Raw genomic sequence first — 22782 nt, forward strand, 5'->3', positions numbered from 1 at the left:
GCGGTTAAACCCACCCGGGGGCCCCCGCCCGGGCCCCGGGCGGGGCGCGGGCGGGCCTGTTACATTCTGGCCGCGGGGGGGCCCCCCCCCGGGGGGGGGGGCCCCCCCGGGGGGGGCCCCCCCGCCGCCGTCGTTCTGTCGGGACCCGCCGGACGGGTTTCAGAACGGCCGCAGTGCCGGCTCCTTGCGCCCGCCGCCGAGCAGCCGCTCCAGCGCCCCCTCCACGTCCCCCCGCCAGGAGAGCGTCGTCCGCGCCTCCAGCCGCAGCCGCGGGTAGCGCGGGTGCGGGCGGACGGTCTTGAAGCCGACCGCGAGCAGGTGGTCGGCCGGCAGCACGCAGCTGGTCGGCACCCGCCCGGCCGAGCCGAAGGCCTCGATCGCCCGCACCCCGCGCCCGATCAGGTCCTTGGCCACGGTCTGCACCAGCACCCGGCCGAGCCCCTGGCGCTGGTAGCCCGGCAGCACCCGGCTGACCATCAGCTGAACGGCGTCCGGCGAGACCGGACTGGTCGGGAAGGACTGCGAGCGGGGGACGTAGGCGGGTGGCGCGTACAGCACGAACCCCGCCGGCTGGTCGTCCACGTAGACGATCCGGCCGCAGGATCCCCACTCCAGCAGCACCGTGGAGATCCACCCCTCCTTCTCCAGCTCCGGCTTGCCCGCCTCCACCGCCTCCCTCGCGCTGACCGGGTCCAGCTCCCAGAACACGCAGGAGCGGCAGCCGGTCGGCAGGTCCCCGAGGTTGTCCAGCGTCAGCGGAGCGATCCGCCGTCCCATGGCCCCACCTCCTCCTCCCTCTCACGGTCGAGCATTCCCCCACGAACGCCGATGGGTGCATGTTTCACGTGAAACAGCGCTCACGTGGAACACACACCCATCGGGTCGTTGCCCTCGGCCGGCCGGTCCGGCTCAGCCCTGCGACAGCCGCAGACCGTCCTCGCCGGGGGCCATGCTGTCCAGGATCCGGTTCAGGTCCTCCACCGAGCCGAACTCCAGCACCACCTTGCCCTTGCCCAGCTTGCCGCCGCGCTGCGACACCTCGACCTTGACCCGGGTGTCGAAGCGGTCCGACAGCCGGCTCGCCAGGTCGTTGAACGCCGGGGAGTTCAGCTTGCCCGCCTTCGGCGCCTGGCGCTTCGGCTTCTGCTCCAGCTTCATCACCTTGACGATCTCCTCGATGTTGCGCACCGTGAGACCCTCCGCGATGATCCGCTTGGCCAGCCGCTCCTGCTCCTCGGAGTCCGGCACACCGAGCAGCGCCCGGGCGTGCCCGGCCATCAGCGTTCCGGCCACCAGCCGGCGCTGGACGGACGGCGTGAGCTTCATCAGCCGCAGGGTGTTGGTGACGTGCTCGCGCGAGCGGCCGATCCGGTCGGCCAGCTCCTCGTGGGTGCAGGAGAAGTCCCGCAGCAGCTGGTCGTAGGCGGCCGCCTCCTCCAGCGGGTTCAGCTCGGCCCGGTGCAGGTTCTCCAGGAGGGCGTCCAGCAGCAGCTTGTCGTCCTCGGTGGCCCGGACGATCGCCGGGATCCGCTCCAGCCCGGCCTCCCGGGAGGCGCGCCAGCGGCGCTCGCCCATGATCAGCTCGAAGCCGTCGGCACCGACCTGGCGCACCACGATCGGCTGGAGCAGGCCGACCTCCTTGATGGAGGTGACCAGCTCGGCCAGCTTGTCCTCGTCGAAGACCTCACGCGGCTGGCGGGGGTTGGGGGTGATCGCGTCCAGCGGCAGCTCGGCGAAGTAGGCACCGGCCGGCTGCACCTGCTCGGCCTGCTTCTCCGCGGCCACCCGGGCCGCCACCGTGCCGCGGCCGCCCGGCAGCGGCCGCACCGGGGCCGGTGCGGGTGCGACTGCCGCCCCGCCGTCCACCGGCGCGGCGGGGCGGATCAACGCCTCCAGCCCTCGACCCAGACCAACCTTGCGAGCACTCACTGATGACCCTCCGTCGTGCCGTGCTGTGCCACCGGGGCTCCGTGCCTCGGCTGGCCGTCCCGCTGCTGACCCACCAGCGAGCCGCCCCGGCCCACCGCACGCAGCGCGAGCTCGCGGGCGGACTCCAGGTAGGAGAGCGCCCCGGTCGAGCCCGGATCGTAGGTGAGCACCGTCTGCCCGTAGCTGGGCGCCTCCGAGATGCGCACCGAGCGCGGGATCGCCGTGCTCAGCACCTCTTGCGGGAAGTGGGTCCGGACCTCCTCGGCGACCTGGGCGGCCAGCCTGGTCCGGGCGTCGTACATGGTGAGCAGGATGGTCGACACGTGCAGTGCGGGGTTGAGGTGCGCGCGCACCAGCTCGACGTTGCGCAGCAGCTGGCCGAGGCCCTCCAACGCGTAGTACTCGCACTGGATCGGGATCATCACCTCCTGGCCGGCGACCAGGGCGTTGACCGTCAGCAGGCCCAGCGAGGGCGGACAGTCGATCAGGATGTAGTCGAGCGGCTGCTCGTAGGCGGCGATGGCGCGCTGGAGCCGGCTCTCCCGGGCCACCAGGGAGACCAGCTCGATCTCGGCGCCGGCCAGGTCGATGGTGGCGGGGACGCAGAACAGCCCCTCGACGTCGCGCACCGGCTGCACCACGTCGGCCAGCGGCTTGCCCTCCACCAGGACGTCGTAGACGGACGGCACCTCGGCGTGGTGGTCGATGCCGAGCGCCGTGGAGGCGTTGCCCTGCGGGTCGAGGTCGACGACCAGGACGCGTAGGCCGTGCATGGCGAGCGAGGCGGCCATGTTCACGGTGGTGGTGGTCTTGCCCACCCCACCCTTCTGGTTGGCGACCACGATCACCCGGGTGGCGGCGGGCCGGGGCAGTCCCGCACCCGCTCGGCCGATCGCCTGAACCGCAGCCTGGGCAGCCCGTGCGATGGGCGTGTCATCGATCTGGTCGACGGTCTCCGAGTCCTGCATGGGGGTCAGTGTTTCACGTGAAACCGGAGCGGCAACAGTCGCCGCCCGGTCACGGCGGAGGATGCCCGAGAGCAAGGAGCGACGTTTCACGTGAAACACCATGCCCGCTATGCCGGAATTCTGACGTTGCGACACTCCGGTGTTCCGGCGGCGGCCGGGCCGTCACCTGAACGACGACGGGCGGACGCTCCTCCCGTTCAGGAGGCCCGTCCGCCCGTCGTCGTCACGTGTCCGGAGTCACCCCGGATCAGCGGCCGCGGCGCCGCCCGCCCCGGCCGCGCTCACCGTTGCGGACGCTCGCGTTGCGGCCCGCCCGGGCCGCCTTGGCGCGCCGAGTGGCCGCCTTCACCCCGCCGGGGCTCTCCCCCGCCTTCACCTGGATCACCCGGGTGGAGGTCTCCAGGGTGCCCTCGCCGACCGCGATGACGCTCGACTCCACCGCGCCCAGCTTGGCGAGCCCGGCCCGCGACTCGGCCAGCTCCTGCTCCGCGCTGTCACCCTTGAGCGCCAGCATCTGCCCGTGCGGGCGCAGCAGCGGCATGCCCCAGCCGGCCAGCCGGTCCAGCGGCGCCACCGCCCGGGCGGTCACCACGTCCACCGCGAGCTTGCCGACCATCTCCTCGGCGCGGCCGCGCAGCACCGTGACGTTGTCCAGCCCCAGCTCCCGGACGACCTCCTCCAGGAAGGTGGTCCGGCGCAGCAGCGGCTCCAGCAGCGTCACCGAGACGTCCGGACGGGCCAGCGCCACCGGGATGCCCGGTAGACCGGCCCCGGAGCCGACGTCGCACAGCGTGATGCCGGAAGGCAGCAGCTCGGCCAGCACCGCGCAGTTCAGCACGTGGCGGTCCCAGAGCCGGGGCACCTCACGGGGCCCGATCAGCCCGCGCTGCACACCCGCCGTGGCCAGCAGCTCGGTGTAGCGGACTGCGGCGTCGTAGCGCTCCCCGAAGACCTCCCGGGCGACGGCCGGCGCCTCGGTCAGTTGCTCCGCCTCGGTGGCCCGCCCCTCAGCGGCCGGGTCCACGTCCGCCCCCGGCCGGCCGGCGGCCGCGTTCTCCGTGTCCATCTCGACCTCTCCGATCCCCGGATCCACCGACCCGCTCAACGCACTGTTTCACGTGAAACATCCCAGAAGGGACGACGACCCCGCCCGCACGAGGCGGACGGGGTCGCGTCCGGTGAAGCTCTCCGGCCGCCGTGGCGGTCGGTCGTCGACCTGTCGGCCTCAGACCGGCAGCACGACCACGCACCGCTGGGGCTCTTCGCCCTCGGACTCGCTGCGCAGGCCCGCCGCGGCGACCGCGTCGTGGACGACCTTGCGCTCGAAGGGCGTCATCGGCCGCAGCTTGACCTGCTCGCCGGTGCCCTTGGCCTGCTCGGCGGCCTTGGCGCCGAGCGCCGCCAGCTCCTCGCGCTTGCGGGCCCGGAAGCCGGCAATGTCCAGCATGAGGCGGCTGCGCTCGCCGGTCTCCCGGTGGACAGCCAACCGGGTCAGCTCCTGGAGAGCCTCCAGCACCTCGCCGTCCTGGCCGACCAGGCGCTGCAGCGCGCGGTCGTTGCCGTCACTGACGATGGAGACCAGGGCGCGGTCGCCCTCGACGTCCATGTCGATGTCACCGTCGAGATCGGCGATGTCGAGCAGACCCTCCAGGTAGTCCGCCGCGATGTCGCCCTCCTGCTCCAGGCGGGAGATGAGGCTCTCGTCGGCGCTGGCGGCGGCCTCGGCCTCGACGGCGGAGGTGGTGCCTTCCGTCACTGATGGACTCCTTCGGAGATGGGCCCGTCTGTCGGGCCGGGGACGAAGCTCTTCGCGGCTGTCACAACGGGCTCGGGACCGGTCAGGACTTCTTCTTCGGCCGCTGGCCGCCACCGCGCTTCGGCTGCTGCCGGGTGCCCTGCTTGGTGCCGGCGGGCTTGGCCGCGGCCTGCTTGGCGGCCGCCGGCTTGCCCTCGGGCTCGGCGGGGGCGGAGTCGGCCGGCTCCTCGGCCGGGGTGTCCTTGTCCAGCTCGACGGTCGGCTGTCCGGCACCGCCCTGCTGGCGCTGGGACTTGCTCTGCCGACGGGGCTGCTGGCGGCGCACCTGCGCCGCCTCCTCGACCACCGCGGCGGCGCTGGCCGCCTCGCTGACGGCCGCCTTGGACGGGGGCAGCATGCCCCAGAGCGCGCCCTTGATCTCCGTACCGTCCGAACGCAGTCGGCCGGCCTTCTTCAGGCGCTCCTGGCGCTCCTGGAAGGCCTTGCTGCCCGGGGTCGGGTTGTTGTGGATGACGACCAGCTGCTGGCCCATCGACCAGACGTTGGTGGTCAGCCAGTAGACCAGGACACCGACGGGGAAGTTGATGCCCATCACGGCGAACATGATCGGGAAGACGTACATCAGCATCTTCTGCTGCTGCATGAACGGCGTCTTCACCGTGAGGTCGACGTTCTTCGTCATCAGCTGGCGCTGGGTGATGAACTGCGACAGCGACATCAGGATGATCATCACGGCGGTGACGATCTTGACGTTGGTCTCGGGGCTGCTGACGAAGGTCGCGGAGAGCGGGGCACCGAAGATGTGCGCCTTGCCGGCGCTCACCAGCAGGTCACCGTGGATGACGCCGATGTCCTGGCCCTTGGCGACCTTGGCGAGCACACCGTAGAGGGCGGTGAAGAACGGCGCCTGGACGATGATGGGAAGGCAGCTGGAGAACGGGTTGGTACCCGCCTCCTTGTACAGCTTCATCATCTCTTCGGACTGGCGCTGCCGGTCGTTCTTGTAGCGCTCCTGGATGGCCTTCATCTTCGGCTGGATCGCCTGCATGGCCCGGGTCGCCTTGATCTGCTTCACGAAGAGCGGGATCAGGCAGATCCGGATGACGACCACCATCGAGGCGATGGCGAGGCCCCAGGCCCAGCCACCGTCCGGATTGAAGATGTGGCTGTACAGCGAGTGGAACTGGACGATGATCCAGGACACCGCTGTGTACAGGGGATTCAGGAAGGAGAAGGTCACCGGTCAGGCTCCTTGGACAGGTGGATTGGCCGCACGGGGCCAATGGTCGCCGGGCCCTCGGGGTCCGGACCGGCGGGGGTGGTGGTCACCGGGTCTCCGGTGGCGGACCGGCTGTTCAACCAGTCTCGCAACCGCCGGTACCACACCGGATGCTTGCGCGGCGGGACGTGATCGACCCCGCCGGGCGTCCACGGATTGCAGCGCAGGATTCGCCACGCGGTCAGCCCGCCGCCCTTGACCGCCCCGTGCACCTTCACGGCCTCGTAGCCGTAGTGCGAGCAGGAGGGGTAATAGCGGCAGACCGGACCGAGCAGTGGGCTGATGGTCCACTGGTAGACCCTGATCAGACCCATCAGCAGGTACTTCATCGACCTGCTCCCGTCGGCGCCGTGGCGGCGGGCTCCGTCCTCAGCAACCGCTTCAGTGCCGCGTCCAGGTCACGTTCGAGGTCCTGGTACGAGGCGGTCGCGGCCTGGGGCAGCGCACGCACCACTATCAGGCTACCGGCGGGCAGCCTGAAGAGACGATCACGAACGAGGTGGCGCAACCGGCGCTTGACCAGGTTGCGGACAACCGCCGGGCCGACGGCCTTGCTCACGACGAAACCCGCACGCGCCGAAGGAGTCCCCTCGGCGACGTGCGGGCGGGAGTCGCTGGTCCGGTCGGTCTGCCCCTGCGGGTCACCCTCTCTGCTGAGATGGACGACCAGAAGGGGCCGGCCGGCCCGGCGACCGCGTTTCACCGCGGTCGCGAAGTCCTGGCGCCGCCGCAGCCGATTCTCGGAGGGCAGCACAACAGACTCTGGCGCGGATCAGGCGGACAGGCTGGCGCGGCCCTTGCCACGGCGGGCGGCCAGGATGGCGCGGCCGGCGCGGGTACGCATACGCAGCCGGAAGCCGTGGGTCTTCGCGCGACGACGGTTGTTCGGCTGGAAGGTGCGCTTGCTCACTCGGGGGCTCCTGAGGTGAATCGTAGGATGACGGGGAGTCGCTTGGCCGTCACCGTGCGTCCGCGTGATCTCCCCTGATTTCGGAAATCCGGCCCATCGCCCCAGTTCGGCTGGGGTCTGAGGCAATCCACGGCGCCCGTGCTGCGCGCCTTATGGAGCGGGCGGACCCGCGGACATGCGGCAGCGGCCATCGACAACTCGACCTGGTTACGGTACGCGGGACGGGGCACGAGGGTCAAACCAGCCGCTCCCGACCCGTCTTACCCACAGCCTGTGGACAACGACTTGATCCTGCCCTGTTCGCTGACTACCGTTGCAGAACTTGTCTGGTTTGTTCTTGGAAAGCGTGCACCAGTGGCTGATGTCAACAGCGACCTCGTCCCGGTCTGGGCCAGGGTCGTCGAGCGGCTGGTCAGCGACCCCGATGTCGCGGAGATGGACAAGCAGTGGGTGCAGCGCACCCAGCCGATGTGGATGATGCACGACACCGCCCTGCTGGCGACCCCGAACGAGCGGGCCAAGCAGGTGCTGGAGGGCCGGCTGCTGCCGCAGCTGACCGAGGCCCTCAGTCGCGAGCTCAGCCGCCCGGTCCGGATCGCCGTGATGGTCGACGCCAACGCGGTGCCCACCACCCCCGCGCCCGCCCCCCAGGCCCCCGCCGAGCCCTACCCCGGCCCGGCCGAGGAGGACGACTCCGACTACGGCGGCCAGGGCTACCAGCAGCCGTACGAGCACGGCCAGCCCTACGAGCAGGCGCAGCCGTACGAGCAGGACTACGAGCGCCCCCGCTACGACACCGGCGGCTACGAGCAGCGCCAGGCCCCGTACGGCGGCCCCGGCGGCGGACCGGGCTGGCAGGGCTACCAGGAGCAGCCGCCGGCCTACCGCGACCCGGAGGAGCACGCGCCCCGGCCGCCGCGGCCCGTCCCCGGCCCGCCCGCGACCACCCAGGGCGACCTCTTCGGCGGCGCCTACGGCCCCGGCCCGAACGAGCAGCCGCGCACCGGCGCAGGACGCCGGGCCGGCGGCTCCCGCCCCACCGGCGGACGCCCGGCGGAGAAGTCCGCCCCGGAGCGCTCCGCCGAGCGGCCCGGCGTCCCCGGCGTGCCCGCCCCGCCCGGCGCTCCCCCGGCCGGCGGCTCCCGCAAGGACGAGCCGGCCGCCCGGCTGAACCCCAAGTACCTGTTCGACACCTTCGTCATCGGCGCCAGCAACCGCTTCGCGCACGCGGCGGCGGTGGCCGTCGCCGAGGCCCCGGCCAAGGCGTACAACCCGCTCTTCATCTACGGCGAGTCCGGGCTGGGCAAGACCCACCTGCTGCACGCCATCGGGCACTACTCGCGCAGCCTCTTCCCGGGCACCCGGGTGCGCTACGTGTCCTCGGAGGAGTTCACCAACGAGTTCATCAACTCGATCCGGGACGGCAAGGCGGACACCTTCCGCCGCCGCTACCGGGACATGGACATCCTGCTCGTGGACGACGTCCAGTTCCTCGCGAGCAAGGAGTCCACGCAGGAGGAGTTCTTCCACACCTTCAACACCCTGCACAACGCGAACAAGCAGATCGTCCTCTCCTCGGACCGGCCGCCCAAGCTGCTGACCACGCTGGAGGACCGGCTGCGCAACCGCTTCGAGTGGGGTCTGATCACCGACGTCACCCCGCCGGAGCTGGAGACCCGGATCGCGATCCTGCGCAAGAAGGCGATCCAGGAACAACTCAACGCTCCCGCCGACGTGTTGGAGTTCATCGCGTCCCGGATCACCCGGAACATCCGGGAGCTCGAGGGCGCGCTGATCCGGGTGACGGCCTTCGCCAACCTCAACCGGGCCCCGGTGGACCTGGAGCTGGCCGGGATCGTCCTCAAGGACCTGATCCCGGGCGGGGACGAGGACGCGGGACCGGAGATCACCGCACAGGTCATCATGCAGCAGACGGCCGCGTACTTCGGCCTGAGCGTGGACGACCTCTGCGGATCCTCGCGCAGCCGGGTGCTGGTGACGGCCCGGCAGATCGCGATGTACCTCTGCCGCGAGCTCACCGACCTCTCGCTGCCGAAGATCGGCGCGCAGTTCGGCGGCCGCGACCACACCACGGTGATGCACGCGGACCGCAAGATCCGCTCGCTGATGGCCGAGCGGCGCTCGATCTACAACCAGGTCACCGAACTCACCAACCGCATCAAGAGCTAGCCGGCACGGCACAGCACCGCCACGAGACGGGCCCCCGGGGCGTCAGGAGCGAATCCTGACGCCCCTTTCGCGCGTCCACAGGTGTGCGCCGCGCCCCGACTGGGCAGGGATGCGGTCGACGGACGATCCGCCAGTCCACAGCCCGCGCCGAACAACTGACCGGTGATTCGAAAACCGAGGGCGCGCAAGGCCGTTGTCCACAGGACCGGCCCCTTCTCCACCGTCCACAGGGTGGAGGGTGCGGAGTTATCCAGAATTCGTCCACAGGCCCGTCACCGCTACGCTCTTCCGCGCAGGTCAGGTGCCTGTGGACTTGTGCACAACGGTTATCCACAGGATGTGGACAGTTGACCGCCCGCCAGTGGGCCGTCCGGGTTATCCACCGGTTGTCCCCAGGGTCGGGTCGGTTATCCCCAGGTTGTCCACAGTGGCGTCCACAGTTCGACAACCGTGGACTGGCGTTCATACCCTGGTGTGAAAGGCGTCACGAAAAGTTGACCGGCGCCCGTGGATAACCGGGCCCGGATCTGGGGACAGCCCTGGGGATAACCTGTGGATACCGAGCGTGGCCTGTGGGTAACGCTCGGCTGTCCACAGCGCGGCCTGCCCGTCCACAGCCGCCGTCCACAGTCACTGTGGACAAAATTCGGGCTCTGACCTGCGGAAACGGGGTTATCCACGGTTTCCACAGGCCCTACTACTACCACTACACATTTAGACCCCGGACTTGCTTTCAAAGTGGGTGGGCCCCGAATCTGTGGACAACCGGCCTCCGACAACCGTTCGGGAAGCTTCCGCCCGTCTGCCCCGTCTGTCGGCGGAGTACGTCAGACTGTCCTTGCGACTGGAAGCGGAGTGACCGAGCTCGGCGGACAGCCGAACCGACGATCAAGATCAGACGAACCAGAGTGCGAGCGGGAGCGCTCGATCCAGGAGGCGGTTACCGGTGAAGTTCCGGGTGGAGCGCGACGTCCTCGCGGAGGCGGTGGCCTGGGCTGCCCGCAGCCTCCCGGCACGGCCGCCGGTGCCGGTGCTGGCCGGCCTGCTGCTGACCGCGCAGGAGGGCAGCCTGGCGCTGTCCGGCTTCGACTACGAGGTGTCGGCCCGGGTCGAGCTGGAGGCGGACGTCGAGGAGGCCGGCACCGTCCTGGTCTCCGGCCGGCTGCTGAACGACATCTCCCGCAACCTCCCCAACCGCCCGGTGGAGATCTCCACCGACGGCCAGCGGGTCAGCGTGGTCTGCGGCAGCTCCCGCTTCACCCTCCCCACCCTCCCGGTGGACGAGTACCCCGCGCTCCCCCAGATGCCGACCGCCACCGGCACCGTCTCCGGCGACGTGTTCGCCTCCGCCGTCAGCCAGGCCGCGGTCGCCGCCGGCCGGGACGACACCCTCCCGGTGCTCACCGGTGTCCGGGTCGAGATCGAGGGCGACCGGATCACCCTGGCCGCCACCGACCGATACCGCTTCGCCGTCCGCGAGCTGCTGTGGAAGCCCGAGCAGTCGGACATCTCCGCCGTCGCGCTGGTCCCGGCGAAGACGCTCCAGGACATCGCCAAGTCCCTGGGCAGCGGCGACAACGTCTCCATCGCGCTCTCCTCGGGCGGCGCGGGCGAGGGCCTGATCGGTTTCGAGGGCGCCGGCCGCCGGACCACCACCCGGCTGCTGGAGGGCGAGTTCCCCAAGTTCCGCAGCCTGTTCCCGACCGAGTTCAACGCGGTCGCCGCGATCCAGACCCAGCCCTTCCTGGAGGCGCTCAAGCGCGTCTCGCTGGTCGCCGAGCGCAACACCCCGGTCCGCCTGAACTTCGAGGAGGGCGTGCTGACGCTGGAGGCCGGCTCGGGCGACGACGCCCAGGCCACCGAGCGGATCGAGGCCTCCCTGGAGGGCGACGCCATCTCGATCGCCTTCAACCCGGGCTACCTGGAGGAGGGCCTCAAGGCCATCGACTCCCCCTTCGCCCAGCTCAGCTTCACCACCCCGACCAAGCCCGCGCTGCTCAGCGGCAAGGTCTCGGTGGACGCCGAGGAGGACAAGGCCTACCAGTACCTGATCATGCCGGTCCGCCTCTCCGGCTGATCCCGCCACGTCCGACCGTCCACAGGCTGTGCACACCCGCTGTGCACAGCCTGTGGACGTCTCCCCCGCCCGGCCCGACCGCAGACGGCCGGGTCCGCTCCAGCGCGTAGGCTCAAGGAGTGCGGCAACGGCGCCGCCGGCAGGCACGTCACCACAGGTAAGGACTTGGTCATGGAGCTCGGCCTCATCGGTCTCGGCAAGATGGGCGGCAACATGCGCGAGCGGATCCGCCGCGCCGGCCACACCGTCATCGGCTACGACCGCAACCCGGACATCTCCGACGTCGAGAGCCTCCAGGAGCTCGTCACCAAGCTCCAGGGCCCGCGCGTGGTCTGGGTCATGGTCCCGGCGGGCGCCGCCACCCAGGCGACCGTCGACGAGCTCGCCGAGCTGCTCTCCCCCGGCGACGTGGTGGTCGACGGCGGCAACTCCCGCTGGACCGACGACGTCAAGCACGCCGAGGCGCTGGCCGCCAAGGGCATCGGCTTCGTGGACTGCGGCGTCTCCGGCGGCGTCTGGGGCCTGGAGAACGGCTACGCGCTGATGTACGGCGGCGACGCCGAGCACGTCGCCAAGGTCCAGCCGGTCTTCGACGCCCTGAAGCCCGAGGGCGACTTCGGCTCGGTGCACGCGGGCGCGGTGGGCGCCGGCCACTTCGCCAAGATGGTCCACAACGGCATCGAGTACGCGATGATGCAGGCCTTCGCCGAGGGCTGGGAGCTGCTGGAGGCTGCCCCCGAGGTCACCGACGTGCGCGAGATCTTCCGCAGCTGGCAGGAGGGCACCGTCATCCGCTCCTGGCTGCTGGACCTGGCCGTCCGCGCCCTGGACGAGGACGAGCACCTCGACAAGCTGCGCGGCTGGGCCGCCGACTCCGGCGAGGGCCGCTGGACCGTCGAGGCCGCGATCGACCACGCCGTGCCGCTGCCGGCGATCACCGCCTCGCTGTTCGCCCGCTTCGCCTCCCGCCAGGAGGACTCGCCGCAGATGAAGATGATCGCCGCGCTGCGCAACCAGTTCGGCGGCCACGCGGTCGAGTCCAAGTAACCAGCAGGTCCTCCCCAAGAAGGCGGGCGCAGTCCACAGCCATGCACGTCGCGCATCTGTCGCTCGCCGACTTCCGGTCGTACGCCCGGGCCGAGGTTCCCCTCGACCCGGGCGTGACCGCCTTCGTCGGGCCCAACGGCCAGGGCAAGACCAACCTGGTCGAGGCGATCGGCTACGTCGCCACCCTGGGCAGCCACCGGGTCGCCACCGATGCCCCGCTGATCCGGCTGGGCGCGGAACGCGCGGTGGTCCGCACCTCGGTCGTGGACCGCGGCCGCTCCACCCTGATCGAGCTGGAGCTCACCCCGGGCAAGGCCAACCGGGCCCGGATCAACCGCTCCGACAACGTTCGCCCGCGGGACGTGCTGGGCCTGCTGCGCACCGTGCTGTTCGCCCCCGAGGACCTCAGCCTGGTCAAGGGCGACCCGGGGGAGCGGCGGCGCTTCCTGGACGAGCTGCTGACCGCCCGGGCCCCCCGGCTGGCCGGGGTCCGGCAGGACTACGAGCGGGTGCTCAAGCAGCGCAACGCCCTGTTGAAGACCGCCGCGATGGCCCGCCGGGCCGGCGGCGGCAAGGGCGCCGACCTGTCCACCCTGGAGGTCTGGGACGGCCATCTGGCCCGTGCCGGAGCCGAGTTGACGGCCTTCCGAATCCAGCTGGTGGCCGCCCTGCAGCCACTGGTGGCGGCCGCGTACGGGCAGCTTGCCCCCGGCGGCGGCGAGACCGCCCTGGAGTACCGCAGCTCCTTCGAGGGCGAGCTGCCGAGCAGCCGCGAGCAGGCCGAGGAGCAGCTGCTGGACGCGCTGCGGGCGGTTCGCAAGCAGGAGGTCGAGCGCGGGGTGACCCTGGTCGGCCCGCACCGCGACGAGCTGGTGCTCAAGCTCGGCCCGCTGCCCGCCAAGGGCTACGCCAGCCACGGCGAGTCCTGGTCCTTCGCGCTGGCGCTGCGGCTGGCCTCGTACGAGCTGCTGCGCGCCGACGGCGGCGAGCCGGTGCTGATCCTGGACGACGTGTTCGCCGAGCTGGACGCCGCCCGCCGGGACCGGCTGGCCGAGCTGGTGGCCGACGGCGAGCAGGTACTGGTGACCGCGGCGGTCGCCGAGGACGTGCCCAAGGCGCTGGCCGGCGCCCGGTTCGCGGTCTCCGACGGCGCGGTGCGCCGGATCGACGCCTGACCGCGCCCCCCTCCGGCACCGCACCCACACCACCACACCACCGTCACCGCACCTCGGTGCACCCCGGCCCCGGCCCGCCGGGCCCGGCCGCTCCCGTAGGCTGGACGGCTCAATGGCGCGCGACCGCGACCGTTGTCCACAGGCTGGGGAAAGGAGATCGCCGTGAGCGAGCCGGCGGAGCGCTCCCCCAGGCCCGGTGCCCCTGAGCCCGGTGCCGCCGAGTCCGGCGCCCCCGCGCCGACCGGTGCCGACCTCGCCCGCTCAGCGCTGCGGGCGGCCCGTGCCCAGGCCCGCCAGCGCGGCGACCAGGTCCGGGAGAAGCGCGAGGCGAAGCGGCACGGCCTGCGCAGCGGCGCCCGCTCGGACGGCCGTGACCCGGTCCCGCTCGGCGCGGCGCTCAACCGGCTGCTGACCGAGCGCGGCTGGGAGTCCTCGGCCGCCGTCGGCGGGGTGATGGGCCGCTGGCCGCAGATCGTGGGCCCGGACATCGCCGCGCACTGCCACCCCTCCTCCTACGACGAGGCCGCCGCGGTGCTCACCGTGCAGTGCGACTCCACCGCCTGGGCCACCCAACTGCGCTGGCTGGCACGGCAGTTGGTGGCCCGCCTGAACCACGAGCTGGGGCACGGGACGGTCAGGACCATCAAGGTGCTCGGCCCGGCGGCGCCCGTCCGCGGTTACGGCCGGCTGCGGGCGCCGGGGAGCAAGGGGCCGGGCGACACCTGGGGCTGACCGGGAAGTCGGACGGCCGCCTGGGGCCCCGGAACGGATGGCGATCTTCCGGAACCCCTGACAGCCCTGCCAGGCGCCCTGGGCCCCCCGGTCGAGTATCGGGACATGTGCAGAGGGGATTCAGGGCGGCATATCTGCCCTCAAGGGCTGCCAAACGCCCATCTCTGTCAGTCGTACCGGTAGACTGAGAGCCAAACACTGTTGCTAGTGGCAACCGAGTCGAAACGCTGTGGTCGCACGCCCGCCCGCACGGGGTGGGCATGCGGCCCGTGCTGTGCCAGAGAGGGCGCTTCGTGGCCGATTCCGGCAACCCCAGCCAGACCCCAGACCAGTCCGACCAGTCTTCCTACACCGGTAGCAACATCCAGGTGCTGGAAGGCCTCGACGCCGTCCGCAAGCGCCCCGGCATGTACATCGGTTCGACGGGCGAGCGCGGCCTGCACCACCTGGTGCAGGAGGTCGTGGACAACTCCGTCGACGAGGCGATGGCCGGGTACGCCGACACCATCGACGTCACGATCATGGCCGACGGCGCGATCCGCGTCGTCGACAACGGCCGCGGCATCCCCGTGGACATCGTCCCCGGCCAGGACAAGCCCGCCGTCGAGGTCGTGCTCACCGTCCTGCACGCGGGCGGCAAGTTCGGCGGTGGCGGCTATGCCGTCTCCGGCGGTCTGCACGGTGTCGGCGTCTCGGTGGTGAACGCGCTGTCCACCCGGCTCTCCGTGGAGATCCACAAGGACGGCCACATCTGGACCCAGGACTACAAGATGGGCGCGCCGACCGCCGCCCTGGTCAAGGGCGCGGAGACCGACCGCACCGGCACCACGGTGACCTTCTGGGCCGACGGCGACATCTTCGAGACCACCGTCTACTCCTTCGAGACGCTCTCCCGCCGCTTCCAGGAGATGGCCTTCCTCAACAAGGGCCTGTCCATCTCGCTGACCGACGAGCGCCCCGAGCACGTGGACGAGGAGGGCAAGCCGCTCTCCGTCACGTACAAGTACGACGGCGGCATCGCCGACTTCGTCGCCCACCTCAACTCCCGCAAGGGCGAGGTCATCCACCCCTCGGTGATCGACTTCGAGGCGGAGGACAAGGACAAGGCGATCTCGGTGGAGGTCGCGATGCAGTGGAACTCCTCCTACACCGAGGGGGTCTACAGCTTCGCCAACACCATCCACACCCACGGCGGCGGCACCCACGAGGAGGGCTTCCGCGCCGCGCTGACCGGCCTGGTCAACCGCTACGCGCGGGACAAGAAGCTGCTCCGGGAGAAGGACGACAACCTCTCCGGCGAGGACATCCGCGAGGGCCTGACCGCGATCATCTCGGTCAAGCTCGGCGAGCCGCAGTTCGAGGGCCAGACCAAGGACAAGCTCGGCAACACCGAGGCCAAGACCTTCGTCCAGAAGGTCGTCCACGAGCAGCTCAACGACTGGCTGGACCGCAACCCCAACGAGGCCGCGGACATCATCCGCAAGTCCATCCAGGCCGCCACCGCGCGCGTCGCCGCCCGCAAGGCCCGCGACCTCACCCGCCGCAAGGGCCTGCTGGAGTCCGCCTCGCTGCCGGGCAAGCTCTCCGACTGCCAGTCCAAGGACCCGTCCGAGTGCGAGATCTTCATCGTCGAGGGTGACTCCGCGGGCGGCTCGGCCAAGCAGGGCCGCGACCCGCGCACCCAGGCCATCCTGCCGATCCGCGGCAAGATCCTGAACGTCGAGAAGGCCCGGATCGACAAGGTCCTCCAGAACACCGAGGTCCAGGCCCTCATCTCGGCCTTCGGCTGCGGCATCCAGGAGGACTACGACGAGTCCAAGCTGCGGTACCACAAGATCGTCCTGATGGCCGACGCCGATGTCGACGGACAGCACATCCGCACCCTGCTGCTCACCCTGCTGTTCCGCTTCATGCGGCCGCTGGTCGAGTCCGGGTACGTCTACCTCGCCATGCCCCCGCTGTACAAGATCAAGTGGGGCAAGGACGACTTCGAGTACGCCTACTCCGACCGCGAGCGCGACGCCGTGGTCGCCGCCGGGGTGGAGGCCGGGCGCCGGCTGCCCAAGGACGACGCGATCCAGCGCTTCAAGGGTCTCGGCGAGATGAACGCCGAGGAGCTCCGGGTCACCACCATGGACGCCGAGCACCGCCTGCTGCTCCAGGTCACCCTGGAGGACGCCGCCCGCGCCGACGAGCTGTTCTCCGTGCTGATGGGCGAGGACGTCGAGGCCCGCCGCTCCTTCATCCAGCGCAACGCCAAGGACGTCCGCTTCCTGGACGTGTGACGCCTGCACCCCAGGCCCCGCACGTACCAGTCCGCGTGAAAGGAAACTGACCACCAGTGGTCGACGACAACCGTCCCGAAGGCGACCAGCCCGAGACCCCCGAAGCCGCCGAGCCCACCGCCCAGGCGACGATGCGGATCGAGCCGGTCGAGCTCGAGACCGAGATGCAGCGCTCGTACCTCGACTACGCGATGAGCGTGATCGTCAGCCGGGCGCTGCCCGAGGTCCGCGACGGCCTCAAGCCGGTGCACCGCCGCGTGCTCTACGCGATGTACGACGGCGGGTACCGGCCCGAGAAGGGCTACTACAAGTGCGCCCGCGTCGTCGGCGACGTCATGGGCAACTACCACCCGCACGGTGACACCTCGATCTACGACACCGTGGTCCGCCTGGCCCAGCCGTGGTCGCTGCGGATGCCGCTGGTGGACGGCAACGGCAACTTCGGCTCCCCGGGCAACGACCCGGCCGCGGCCATGCGCTACACCGAGTGCAAGCTGATGCCGCTGGCCATGGAGATGATGCGCGACATCGACGAGGACACCGTCGACTTCGCGCCGAACTACGACGGCCGCTCGCAGGAGCCGACCGTTCTCCCGGCCCGCATCCCCAACCTGCTGGTCAACGGTGCCACCGGCATCGCGGTCGGCATGGCCACCAACATCCCGCCGCACAACCTGCGCGAGGTCGCCTCCGGCGCGCTCTGGTACCTGGAGAACCCGGAGGCCTCCGCCGAGGAGCTGCTGGACGCCCTGGTCGAGCGGATCAAGGGCCCGGACTTCCCCACCGGCGCGCTGATCGTCGGCCGCCGCGGGATCGACGACTACTACCGCACCGGCCGCGGCTCGGTCACCATGCGCGCCGTGGTCGAGGTCGAGGAGATCCAGGGCCGCCAGTGCCTGGTGATCACCGAGCTGCCGTACCAGGTCAACCCGGACAACCTCGCGCTCAAGATCGCCGACCTGGTGAAGGACGGCAAGATCGCCGGCATCGCCGACGTCCGCGACGAGTCCTCGTCGCGCACCGGCACCCGCCTGGTGGTCGTGCTCAAGCGCGACGCCGTGGCCAAGGTCGTGCTGAACAACCTGTACAAGCACACCGAGCTGCAGACCAACTTCGGCGCCAACATGCTGGCCCTGGTCGACGGCGTGCCGCGCACCCTGTCGCTGGACGCCTTCATCCGGCACTGGGTCAACCACCAGGTCGAGGTCATCGTCCGGCGCACCACCTTCCGCCTGCGCAAGGCCGAGGAGCGCGCCCACATCCTGCGCGCCCTGCTCAAGGCCCTGGACCTGATCGACGAGGTCATCGCGCTGATCCGGGCCTCGGCCAGCGCCGACGCCGCCCGCACCGGTCTGATGGGCCTGCTCGACATCGACGAGCTCCAGGCCAACGCGATCCTGGAGATGCAGCTGCGTCGCCTGGCCGCGCTGGAGAGCCAGCGGATCATGGACGAGCACGACGAGCTCCAGCGCAAGATCGACGAGTACAACGCGATCCTGGCCTCGCCGACCCGCCAGCGGGAGATCATCTCCGAGGAGCTCGCCGCGATCGTCGAGAAGTACGGCGACGAGCGGCGCTCCACCCTCATCCCCTCCGACGGCGACCTCTCCATCGAGGACCTCATCGCCGAGGAGGACATCGTCGTCACCATCACCCGTGGCGGCTACGTCAAGCGGACCCGCTCCGACCTCTACCGCTCGCAGAAGCGCGGCGGCAAGGGCGTGCGCGGTGCCCAGCTGAAGCAGGACGACATCGTCGACCACTTCTTCGTGACGACGACCCACAACTGGATCCTGTTCTTCACCAACAAGGGCCGCGTCTACCGGGCCAAGGGCTACGAGCTGCCGGACGCCGGGCGCGACGCCCGCGGCCAGCACGTCGCCAACCTGCTGGCCTTCCAGCCGGAGGAGCACATCGCCCAGGTGATGGCCGTCCGCACCTACGAGGACAAGCCGTACCTGGTCCTCGCCACCCGGGCCGGCCTGGTGAAGAAGTCCCCGCTCAAGGACTACGACTCCCCGCGCTCCGGTGGCCTGATCGCGATCAACCTGCGCCAGGACGAGGAGGGCCGGGACGACGAGCTGATCGGCGCCGAGCTGGTCTCCGCCGAGGACGACCTGCTGCTGGTCTCCAAGAAGGCCCAGTCGATCCGCTTCACCGCGACCGACGACGCCCTGCGCCCCACCGGCCGCGCCACCTCCGGCGTCAAGGGCATGGCCTTCCGCGAGGACGACGAGCTGCTCTCGATGAACGTCGTCCGACCGGGTACCTACGTCTTCACGGCCACCGACGGCGGGTACGCCAAGCGCACCGGTGTGGACGAGTACCGTGTCCAGGGGCGCGGCGGCTACGGCACCAAGGCGGCGAAGATCGTCGAGGGCCGGGGCTCGCTGGTCGGCGCGCTCGTGGTCGACGAATCCGACGAGATCATGGCGATCACCCTCTCGGGCGGGGTGATCCGTACGAGGGTTTCCGAGGTTCGTGAAACCGGACGTGACACCATGGGCGTCCAACTGATCAACCTCGGAAAGCGCGACGCGGTCGTGGGCATGGCCCGCAACGCGGAGGCCGAGGACGAGGAGACGGCGGAGGACGAGGTGGCGGGTACCGAGTCCACCGACACGGCCGAGGGTGCGGAGACGGTGGTCGGCGGAGACGTCGAGGCCTGATCCGAACCGCAGACCGGTGCCGCCGCGTCCGAATGGATGGACGCGGCGGCACCGGACGCCGACCAGTTCCGGGCAATCCCGCCGGGCGCTGGATGACGAGTGACGAAGCAGGGCGGCGCCGCCGTCCTGGTGGAAGTGCGGGAGGACCAGGTGAGTGGAGCCACGGGTGCTGCGGGAGGAACCTCCGGCGGCCGTCCGGGCGCGCAGGGCGGAGGTTCGTACGGTGTGCCGCAGCCGCCGAACGAGCACCCGGCCGCGTCCACCTCGCTGATGCCACCGGTCGGCGGAGCGGGCCAGAGCGGTGCGACCTACGGCGGGCAGACGCCCACGTCGTCGAGCAGCCCGGCCCCCGGCTCGGGCGGCTTCTCGCAGCCGACCACGTACGCCAAGGGGCAGCCGACCCCGCCCCGGGGCACCCGGACCGGGGGCAACACCCCGGCCGGCGGAACCCCGGTGGGCGGCGCCCCCGCCGGCGGAGCGGCGCGTCGGCCCGCCCCCGCCCCCGCCCCCGCCACCGCGGTGGGCGGCCCCGGTCTCGGCCGGACCCGCAAGGCCCGGCTGCGGGTGACCAAGGTCGACCCGTGGTCCGTGATGAAGGTCAGCTTCCTGCTGTCGCTGGCCGTCGGCATCATCCTCATCGTGGCCTCGGCCGTGCTGTGGATGACGCTGGACTCGCTCGGCGTCTTCGACTCGCTGACCAAGACCCTCAAGGACGTCACCGGCTCGGACAGCAACGGCGGCCTCAACCTGATGGACTACGTCGGCTTCGGCAAGGTGATGACCTTCACCACGCTGATCTCCGTGGTCGACGTCGTCCTGCTGACCGCCCTGTCCACGCTCTCCGCGTTCATCTACAACGCGGCGGCCGGCTTCACCGGCGGCGTCGAGCTCACCCTGGCCGAAGAGGACTGATCCTGGCCGAAACCTGACGTTCGCTCAGTTTCCCGTCCGAGGACGGAATGTACGGGCCCCACCGGCTGTTGCTGCCGGTGGGGCCCGTCGGCATTTCGGGTGACAGCCGGCCGCCCGCGGCGCGCCGCCCGGAAACCGGGCGGCCGCGGTGGGATTAGCTGCTGCCACCCGTCCCGCGCCTGGGAGTGCCGCAGGCCGCCCCCCCCCGGTCCGCACGACCGGGTCAGCTGAGGTTCCGAAGGACGACTGGACGGAGGCGCGCGGTGGCGAAGCTCGCAGGTCAACTGGTCGAGGCCCTGGAAGGGCTGTTGGGGGTCCCGGTACCACTGCGGGTCCAGGTCTGGGACGGCAGCGTCGCGGGGCCGCCGGGCGCGCCCACCGTGGTCCTGCGCAACCGCCGGGCGCTGCGCCGGCTGATCTGGCAGCCGGACGAGCTAGGCCTGGCTCGCGCCTACGTCGCGGGGGATCTCGAACTCGCCCCCGGCACCGACCTGTACGAGACGCTCTCCGCCGTCGCCCGCTTCGCCGAGCGTCCGGAGATCCGCACCCTGGTCCTCGGGCCGCGCGACGTGGTCGGCGCCAGGGGTCGCCGGGTGCTCGTCGCCGCGCTGCGGGCCGGGGCGGTCGGCCCGGAGCCCGAGCCGCCTCGCGAGGAGGTCCGCAAGGCCCAGGGACGGCTGCACAGCCGCAGCCGGGACCGCGCGGCCATCAGCCACCACTACGACGTCGGCAACGACTTCTACCGGATCGTGCTGGGCTCCTCGATGGTCTACTCGTGCGCCTACTGGACGCCCGAGGCGAAGAGCCTGGAGGCCGCCCAGGAGGCCAAGCTCGACCTGATCTGCCGCAAGCTCGGCCTGCGCCCCGGGATGCGCCTGCTGGACGTCGGCTGCGGCTGGGGCTCGCTGCTGCTGCACGCGGCGAAGCACTACGGGGTCACCGCGGTCGGAGTCTCCATCTCCCGGGAACAGGTCGCGCTGGCCCGCGCCCGGGTCGAGGAGGCCGGGCTGTCCGACCGGGTCGAGGTCCGGCTCCAGGACTACCGGGAGATCGCCGACGGGCCCTTCGACGCGATCTCCAGCGTCGGGATGGCCGAGCACGTCGGCTCCGAGCAGTACCGGGTCTACGCCGAGGGCCTGTACCGGCTGCTGGCGCCCGGCGGCCGGCTGCTCAACCACCAGATCGCCCGCCGCCCCGACCTCCCCGGTGAGCCGCACCGCACCAGCCCCTTCATCAACCGCTACGTCTTCCCCGACGGCGAGCTCTCCCCCGTCGGTTCCACCGTGGCCCGGCTGGAGGAGGCCGGCTTCGAGGTCCGGGACGTCGAGTCGCTGCGCGAGCACTACGCGCTGACCCTGCGCGAATGGGTGGCCAACCTGGAGGCGCACTGGACGGAGGCGGTCGGGCTGGTCGGCCGCGGCCGGGCCCGGGTCTGGCGGCTCTACATGGCGGCCTCCGCGCTCGCCTTCGAGCAGAACCGGATCGGGATCAACCAGGTGCTCGCCGTCCGCAGCACCGAGGAGGGCTCGGCGGGCCTGCCGCCGACCCGCGAGGAGTGGCTGCTGCGCCCCTCCGCCGGCGTGCCGCAGCTGGTCGCGGGGGGTGCCGCCGCGGCCCCGGCCGACCCGGATTTGGGAGAACGGCCGTCGGTCCGCTAATCTTTCAGTGCGGCAAGGGCCTATAGCTCAGACGGTTAGAGCGCTTCCCTGATAAGGAAGAGGCCACAGGTTCAAGTCCTGTTAGGCCCACCACCGCGAAGGGCCCGGAGTGATCCACTCCGGGCCCTTCGATCTTCCCGATCCTGTCGAGATCGGGCGGAGCGACGGGTCGGCCGGAATCCGGTACGATCTCTGTTCGGCGAGGGCCTATAGCTCAGACGGTTAGAGCGCTTCCCTGATAAGGAAGAGGCCACAGGTTCAAGTCCTGTTAGGCCCACCTCCCCGAAGGGCCCGGAGTGATCCACTCCGGGCCCTTCGGCGTTTTCCGCCGCGGGCCGGGGTGAATCCGGCGAACGGCACGGCCGTGGCGGTGGCGGTGGCGGTCGCGCCGGAGAGCCCCGCGGACCCGGCGGCGGGACGGACCTGACCTGGGGCGCCGGGCCGCTCCGGGGCCGGTCGGACCGCCCGGCAGGAGGTGCGGCGTCAATCCTGGGACCGGACCGCCGGGTTGGCCGTGCCGGTGGCTGGTCACGATTGGGACACCGGTGTGTATCATCGGCCGCAAGGGCAGTCTGGCACCCGGCCGCCCCGTTTGCGCTCGAAACACAACTGGACTCGTCGGCCCGGTCAGTCCGGCCGGATCCGGCTCTTGAGTCCACCAACGCAAGAAGGACGAGGTCCCGCGGTGAAGAAGCTTCTCCTGGTCGCCCTGGTCGCCCTCGGCGGCTTCTTTGTCTACCGTCAGGTCCAGGCGGACCGCGCCGAGCAGGACCTGTGGACCGAGGCCACCGACCCGGTCCCGGCCGGTCGCTGAGCAACCGGCGATCTGACGATCGACGAATTCCGGAGGCGCCCCTCAGCGCCTCCCGGGCCGGCCGGCCCGGTCGAAGAACCGGACCGGCCGACCCCAGGGAACGGCACGGTTCCCGGGGGACGGCGCTGGGAATCGCGCCGGAACCCGGTACGCTAGTGCCCGTTGGCACGCGCGGTGCCGTCGAGGGGCATTAGCTCAGTTGGTAGAGCGCTGCCTTTGCAAGGCAGATGTCAGGAGTTCGAGTCTCCTATGCTCCACAGTTCACAGCGATAGCCGATCGGGGGGGGGGGCGGGGGGGGGGGGGGGGGGGCGCGGGGGGGGGGGGGGGGGGCGGGCCGGGGCGGGGGGGGCGGGGGGGCCGCGGGGGGGGCGGCGGGGGGC

General features: G+C 71.1%; 19 protein-coding genes and 3 tRNA genes. 13 read left to right on the forward strand and 9 right to left on the reverse strand.

Annotated features, from left to right (window positions below; genetic code table 11):
• Positions 1–159: 159 nt before the first annotated feature.
• The 9 genes from ACGF0D_RS41745 to rpmH all read right to left on the reverse strand — a co-directional run bounded on the left by ACGF0D_RS41745 (position 160) and on the right by rpmH (position 6842).
• Entirely contained in the window at positions 160–777 is a 618-nt protein-coding gene (locus tag ACGF0D_RS41745; protein ID WP_392868673.1) for a GNAT family N-acetyltransferase, read from the reverse strand.
• A gap of 132 nt (positions 778–909) precedes the next feature.
• Entirely contained in the window at positions 910–1929 is a 1020-nt protein-coding gene (locus ACGF0D_RS41750; protein ID WP_392868675.1) for a ParB/RepB/Spo0J family partition protein, read from the reverse strand.
• Positions 1926–2870, reverse strand: coding sequence for a ParA family protein (locus ACGF0D_RS41755; protein ID WP_392868786.1), 945 nt, complete (start codon positions 2868–2870; stop codon positions 1926–1928). Before ACGF0D_RS41755 ends, ACGF0D_RS41750 begins: the two co-directional genes overlap by 4 nt.
• 274 nt (positions 2871–3144) lie before the next feature.
• On the reverse strand, positions 3145–3963 hold the full coding sequence (gene rsmG / locus ACGF0D_RS41760; RefSeq protein WP_392868677.1) for a 16S rRNA (guanine(527)-N(7))-methyltransferase RsmG: 819 nt from the start codon (positions 3961–3963) through the stop codon (positions 3145–3147).
• 159 nt (positions 3964–4122) lie between these two features.
• On the reverse strand, positions 4123–4653 hold the full coding sequence (locus ACGF0D_RS41765) for a protein jag (RefSeq protein WP_392925496.1): 531 nt from the start codon (positions 4651–4653) through the stop codon (positions 4123–4125).
• 82 nt (positions 4654–4735) lie between these two features.
• A complete protein-coding gene (gene yidC / locus ACGF0D_RS41770; protein WP_392925497.1) occupies positions 4736–5893 on the reverse strand; it encodes a membrane protein insertase YidC in 1158 nt (385 codons plus the stop codon).
• On the reverse strand, positions 5890–6261 hold the full coding sequence (gene yidD / locus ACGF0D_RS41775) for a membrane protein insertion efficiency factor YidD (protein ID WP_392925499.1): 372 nt from the start codon (positions 6259–6261) through the stop codon (positions 5890–5892). Before yidD ends, yidC begins: the two co-directional genes overlap by 4 nt.
• Entirely contained in the window at positions 6258–6686 is a 429-nt protein-coding gene (rnpA, locus tag ACGF0D_RS41780) for a ribonuclease P protein component (RefSeq protein ID WP_392868684.1), read from the reverse strand. The genes yidD and rnpA overlap by 4 nt, the downstream gene beginning before the upstream one ends.
• Positions 6687–6704: 18 nt before the next feature.
• Complete coding sequence (rpmH, locus tag ACGF0D_RS41785) at positions 6705–6842, reverse strand: 50S ribosomal protein L34 (protein ID WP_030059672.1); 138 nt, start codon at positions 6840–6842, stop codon at positions 6705–6707.
• Positions 6843–7196: 354 nt separating this feature from the next.
• Between rpmH and dnaA the strand changes: the two genes are divergently transcribed.
• The 13 genes from dnaA (at position 7197) to ACGF0D_RS41850 (ending at position 22658) form a co-directional block, all read left to right on the forward strand.
• Positions 7197–9032: a chromosomal replication initiator protein DnaA gene (dnaA, locus tag ACGF0D_RS41790; protein WP_392868686.1), complete on the forward strand. Its 1836-nt coding sequence runs from the start codon at positions 7197–7199 to the stop codon at positions 9030–9032.
• Between the two features lie 946 nt (positions 9033–9978).
• Positions 9979–11109 carry a DNA polymerase III subunit beta gene (gene dnaN / locus ACGF0D_RS41795; RefSeq protein WP_392868688.1) on the forward strand — a complete coding sequence of 377 codons (1131 nt, stop codon included), beginning with the start codon at positions 9979–9981 and terminating at the stop codon, positions 11107–11109.
• 171 nt (positions 11110–11280) lie between these two features.
• Complete coding sequence (gene gnd, locus ACGF0D_RS41800) at positions 11281–12156, forward strand: phosphogluconate dehydrogenase (NAD(+)-dependent, decarboxylating) (protein ID WP_392868689.1); 876 nt, start codon at positions 11281–11283, stop codon at positions 12154–12156.
• Positions 12157–12197: 41 nt separating this feature from the next.
• Entirely contained in the window at positions 12198–13331 is a 1134-nt protein-coding gene (gene recF / locus ACGF0D_RS41805) for a DNA replication/repair protein RecF (RefSeq protein ID WP_392868691.1), read from the forward strand.
• A gap of 162 nt (positions 13332–13493) precedes the next feature.
• Complete coding sequence (locus ACGF0D_RS41810) at positions 13494–14063, forward strand: DUF721 domain-containing protein (RefSeq protein ID WP_392868693.1); 570 nt, start codon at positions 13494–13496, stop codon at positions 14061–14063.
• Between the two features lie 269 nt (positions 14064–14332).
• Positions 14333–16348 (forward strand): DNA topoisomerase (ATP-hydrolyzing) subunit B, encoded by a 2016-nt coding sequence (gene gyrB, locus ACGF0D_RS41815; protein WP_392868694.1) that lies wholly within the window; start codon positions 14333–14335, stop codon positions 16346–16348.
• Positions 16349–16479: 131 nt separating this feature from the next.
• On the forward strand, positions 16480–19017 hold the full coding sequence (gyrA, locus tag ACGF0D_RS41820) for a DNA gyrase subunit A (protein WP_392868788.1): 2538 nt from the start codon (positions 16480–16482) through the stop codon (positions 19015–19017).
• A gap of 225 nt (positions 19018–19242) precedes the next feature.
• Entirely contained in the window at positions 19243–19929 is a 687-nt protein-coding gene (locus tag ACGF0D_RS41825) for a DUF3566 domain-containing protein (RefSeq protein WP_392925501.1), read from the forward strand.
• Positions 19930–20192: 263 nt separating this feature from the next.
• Complete coding sequence (locus tag ACGF0D_RS41830; protein ID WP_392868697.1) at positions 20193–21587, forward strand: class I SAM-dependent methyltransferase; 1395 nt, start codon at positions 20193–20195, stop codon at positions 21585–21587.
• Positions 21588–21603: 16 nt separating this feature from the next.
• Positions 21604–21680, forward strand: a tRNA-Ile gene (locus ACGF0D_RS41835).
• A 110-nt stretch (positions 21681–21790) separates the two neighbouring features.
• Positions 21791–21864, forward strand: a tRNA-Ile gene (locus ACGF0D_RS41840).
• Between the two features lie 408 nt (positions 21865–22272).
• Positions 22273–22401 (forward strand): DLW-39 family protein, encoded by a 129-nt coding sequence (locus ACGF0D_RS41845; protein WP_014137031.1) that lies wholly within the window; start codon positions 22273–22275, stop codon positions 22399–22401.
• Between the two features lie 184 nt (positions 22402–22585).
• A tRNA-Ala gene (locus tag ACGF0D_RS41850) sits at positions 22586–22658 on the forward strand.
• Positions 22659–22782: the final 124 nt, after the last annotated feature.

The organism is Kitasatospora sp. NPDC048298 (genome assembly GCF_043201465.1).
Classification (GTDB): Bacteria; Actinomycetota; Actinomycetes; order Streptomycetales; family Streptomycetaceae; genus Kitasatospora.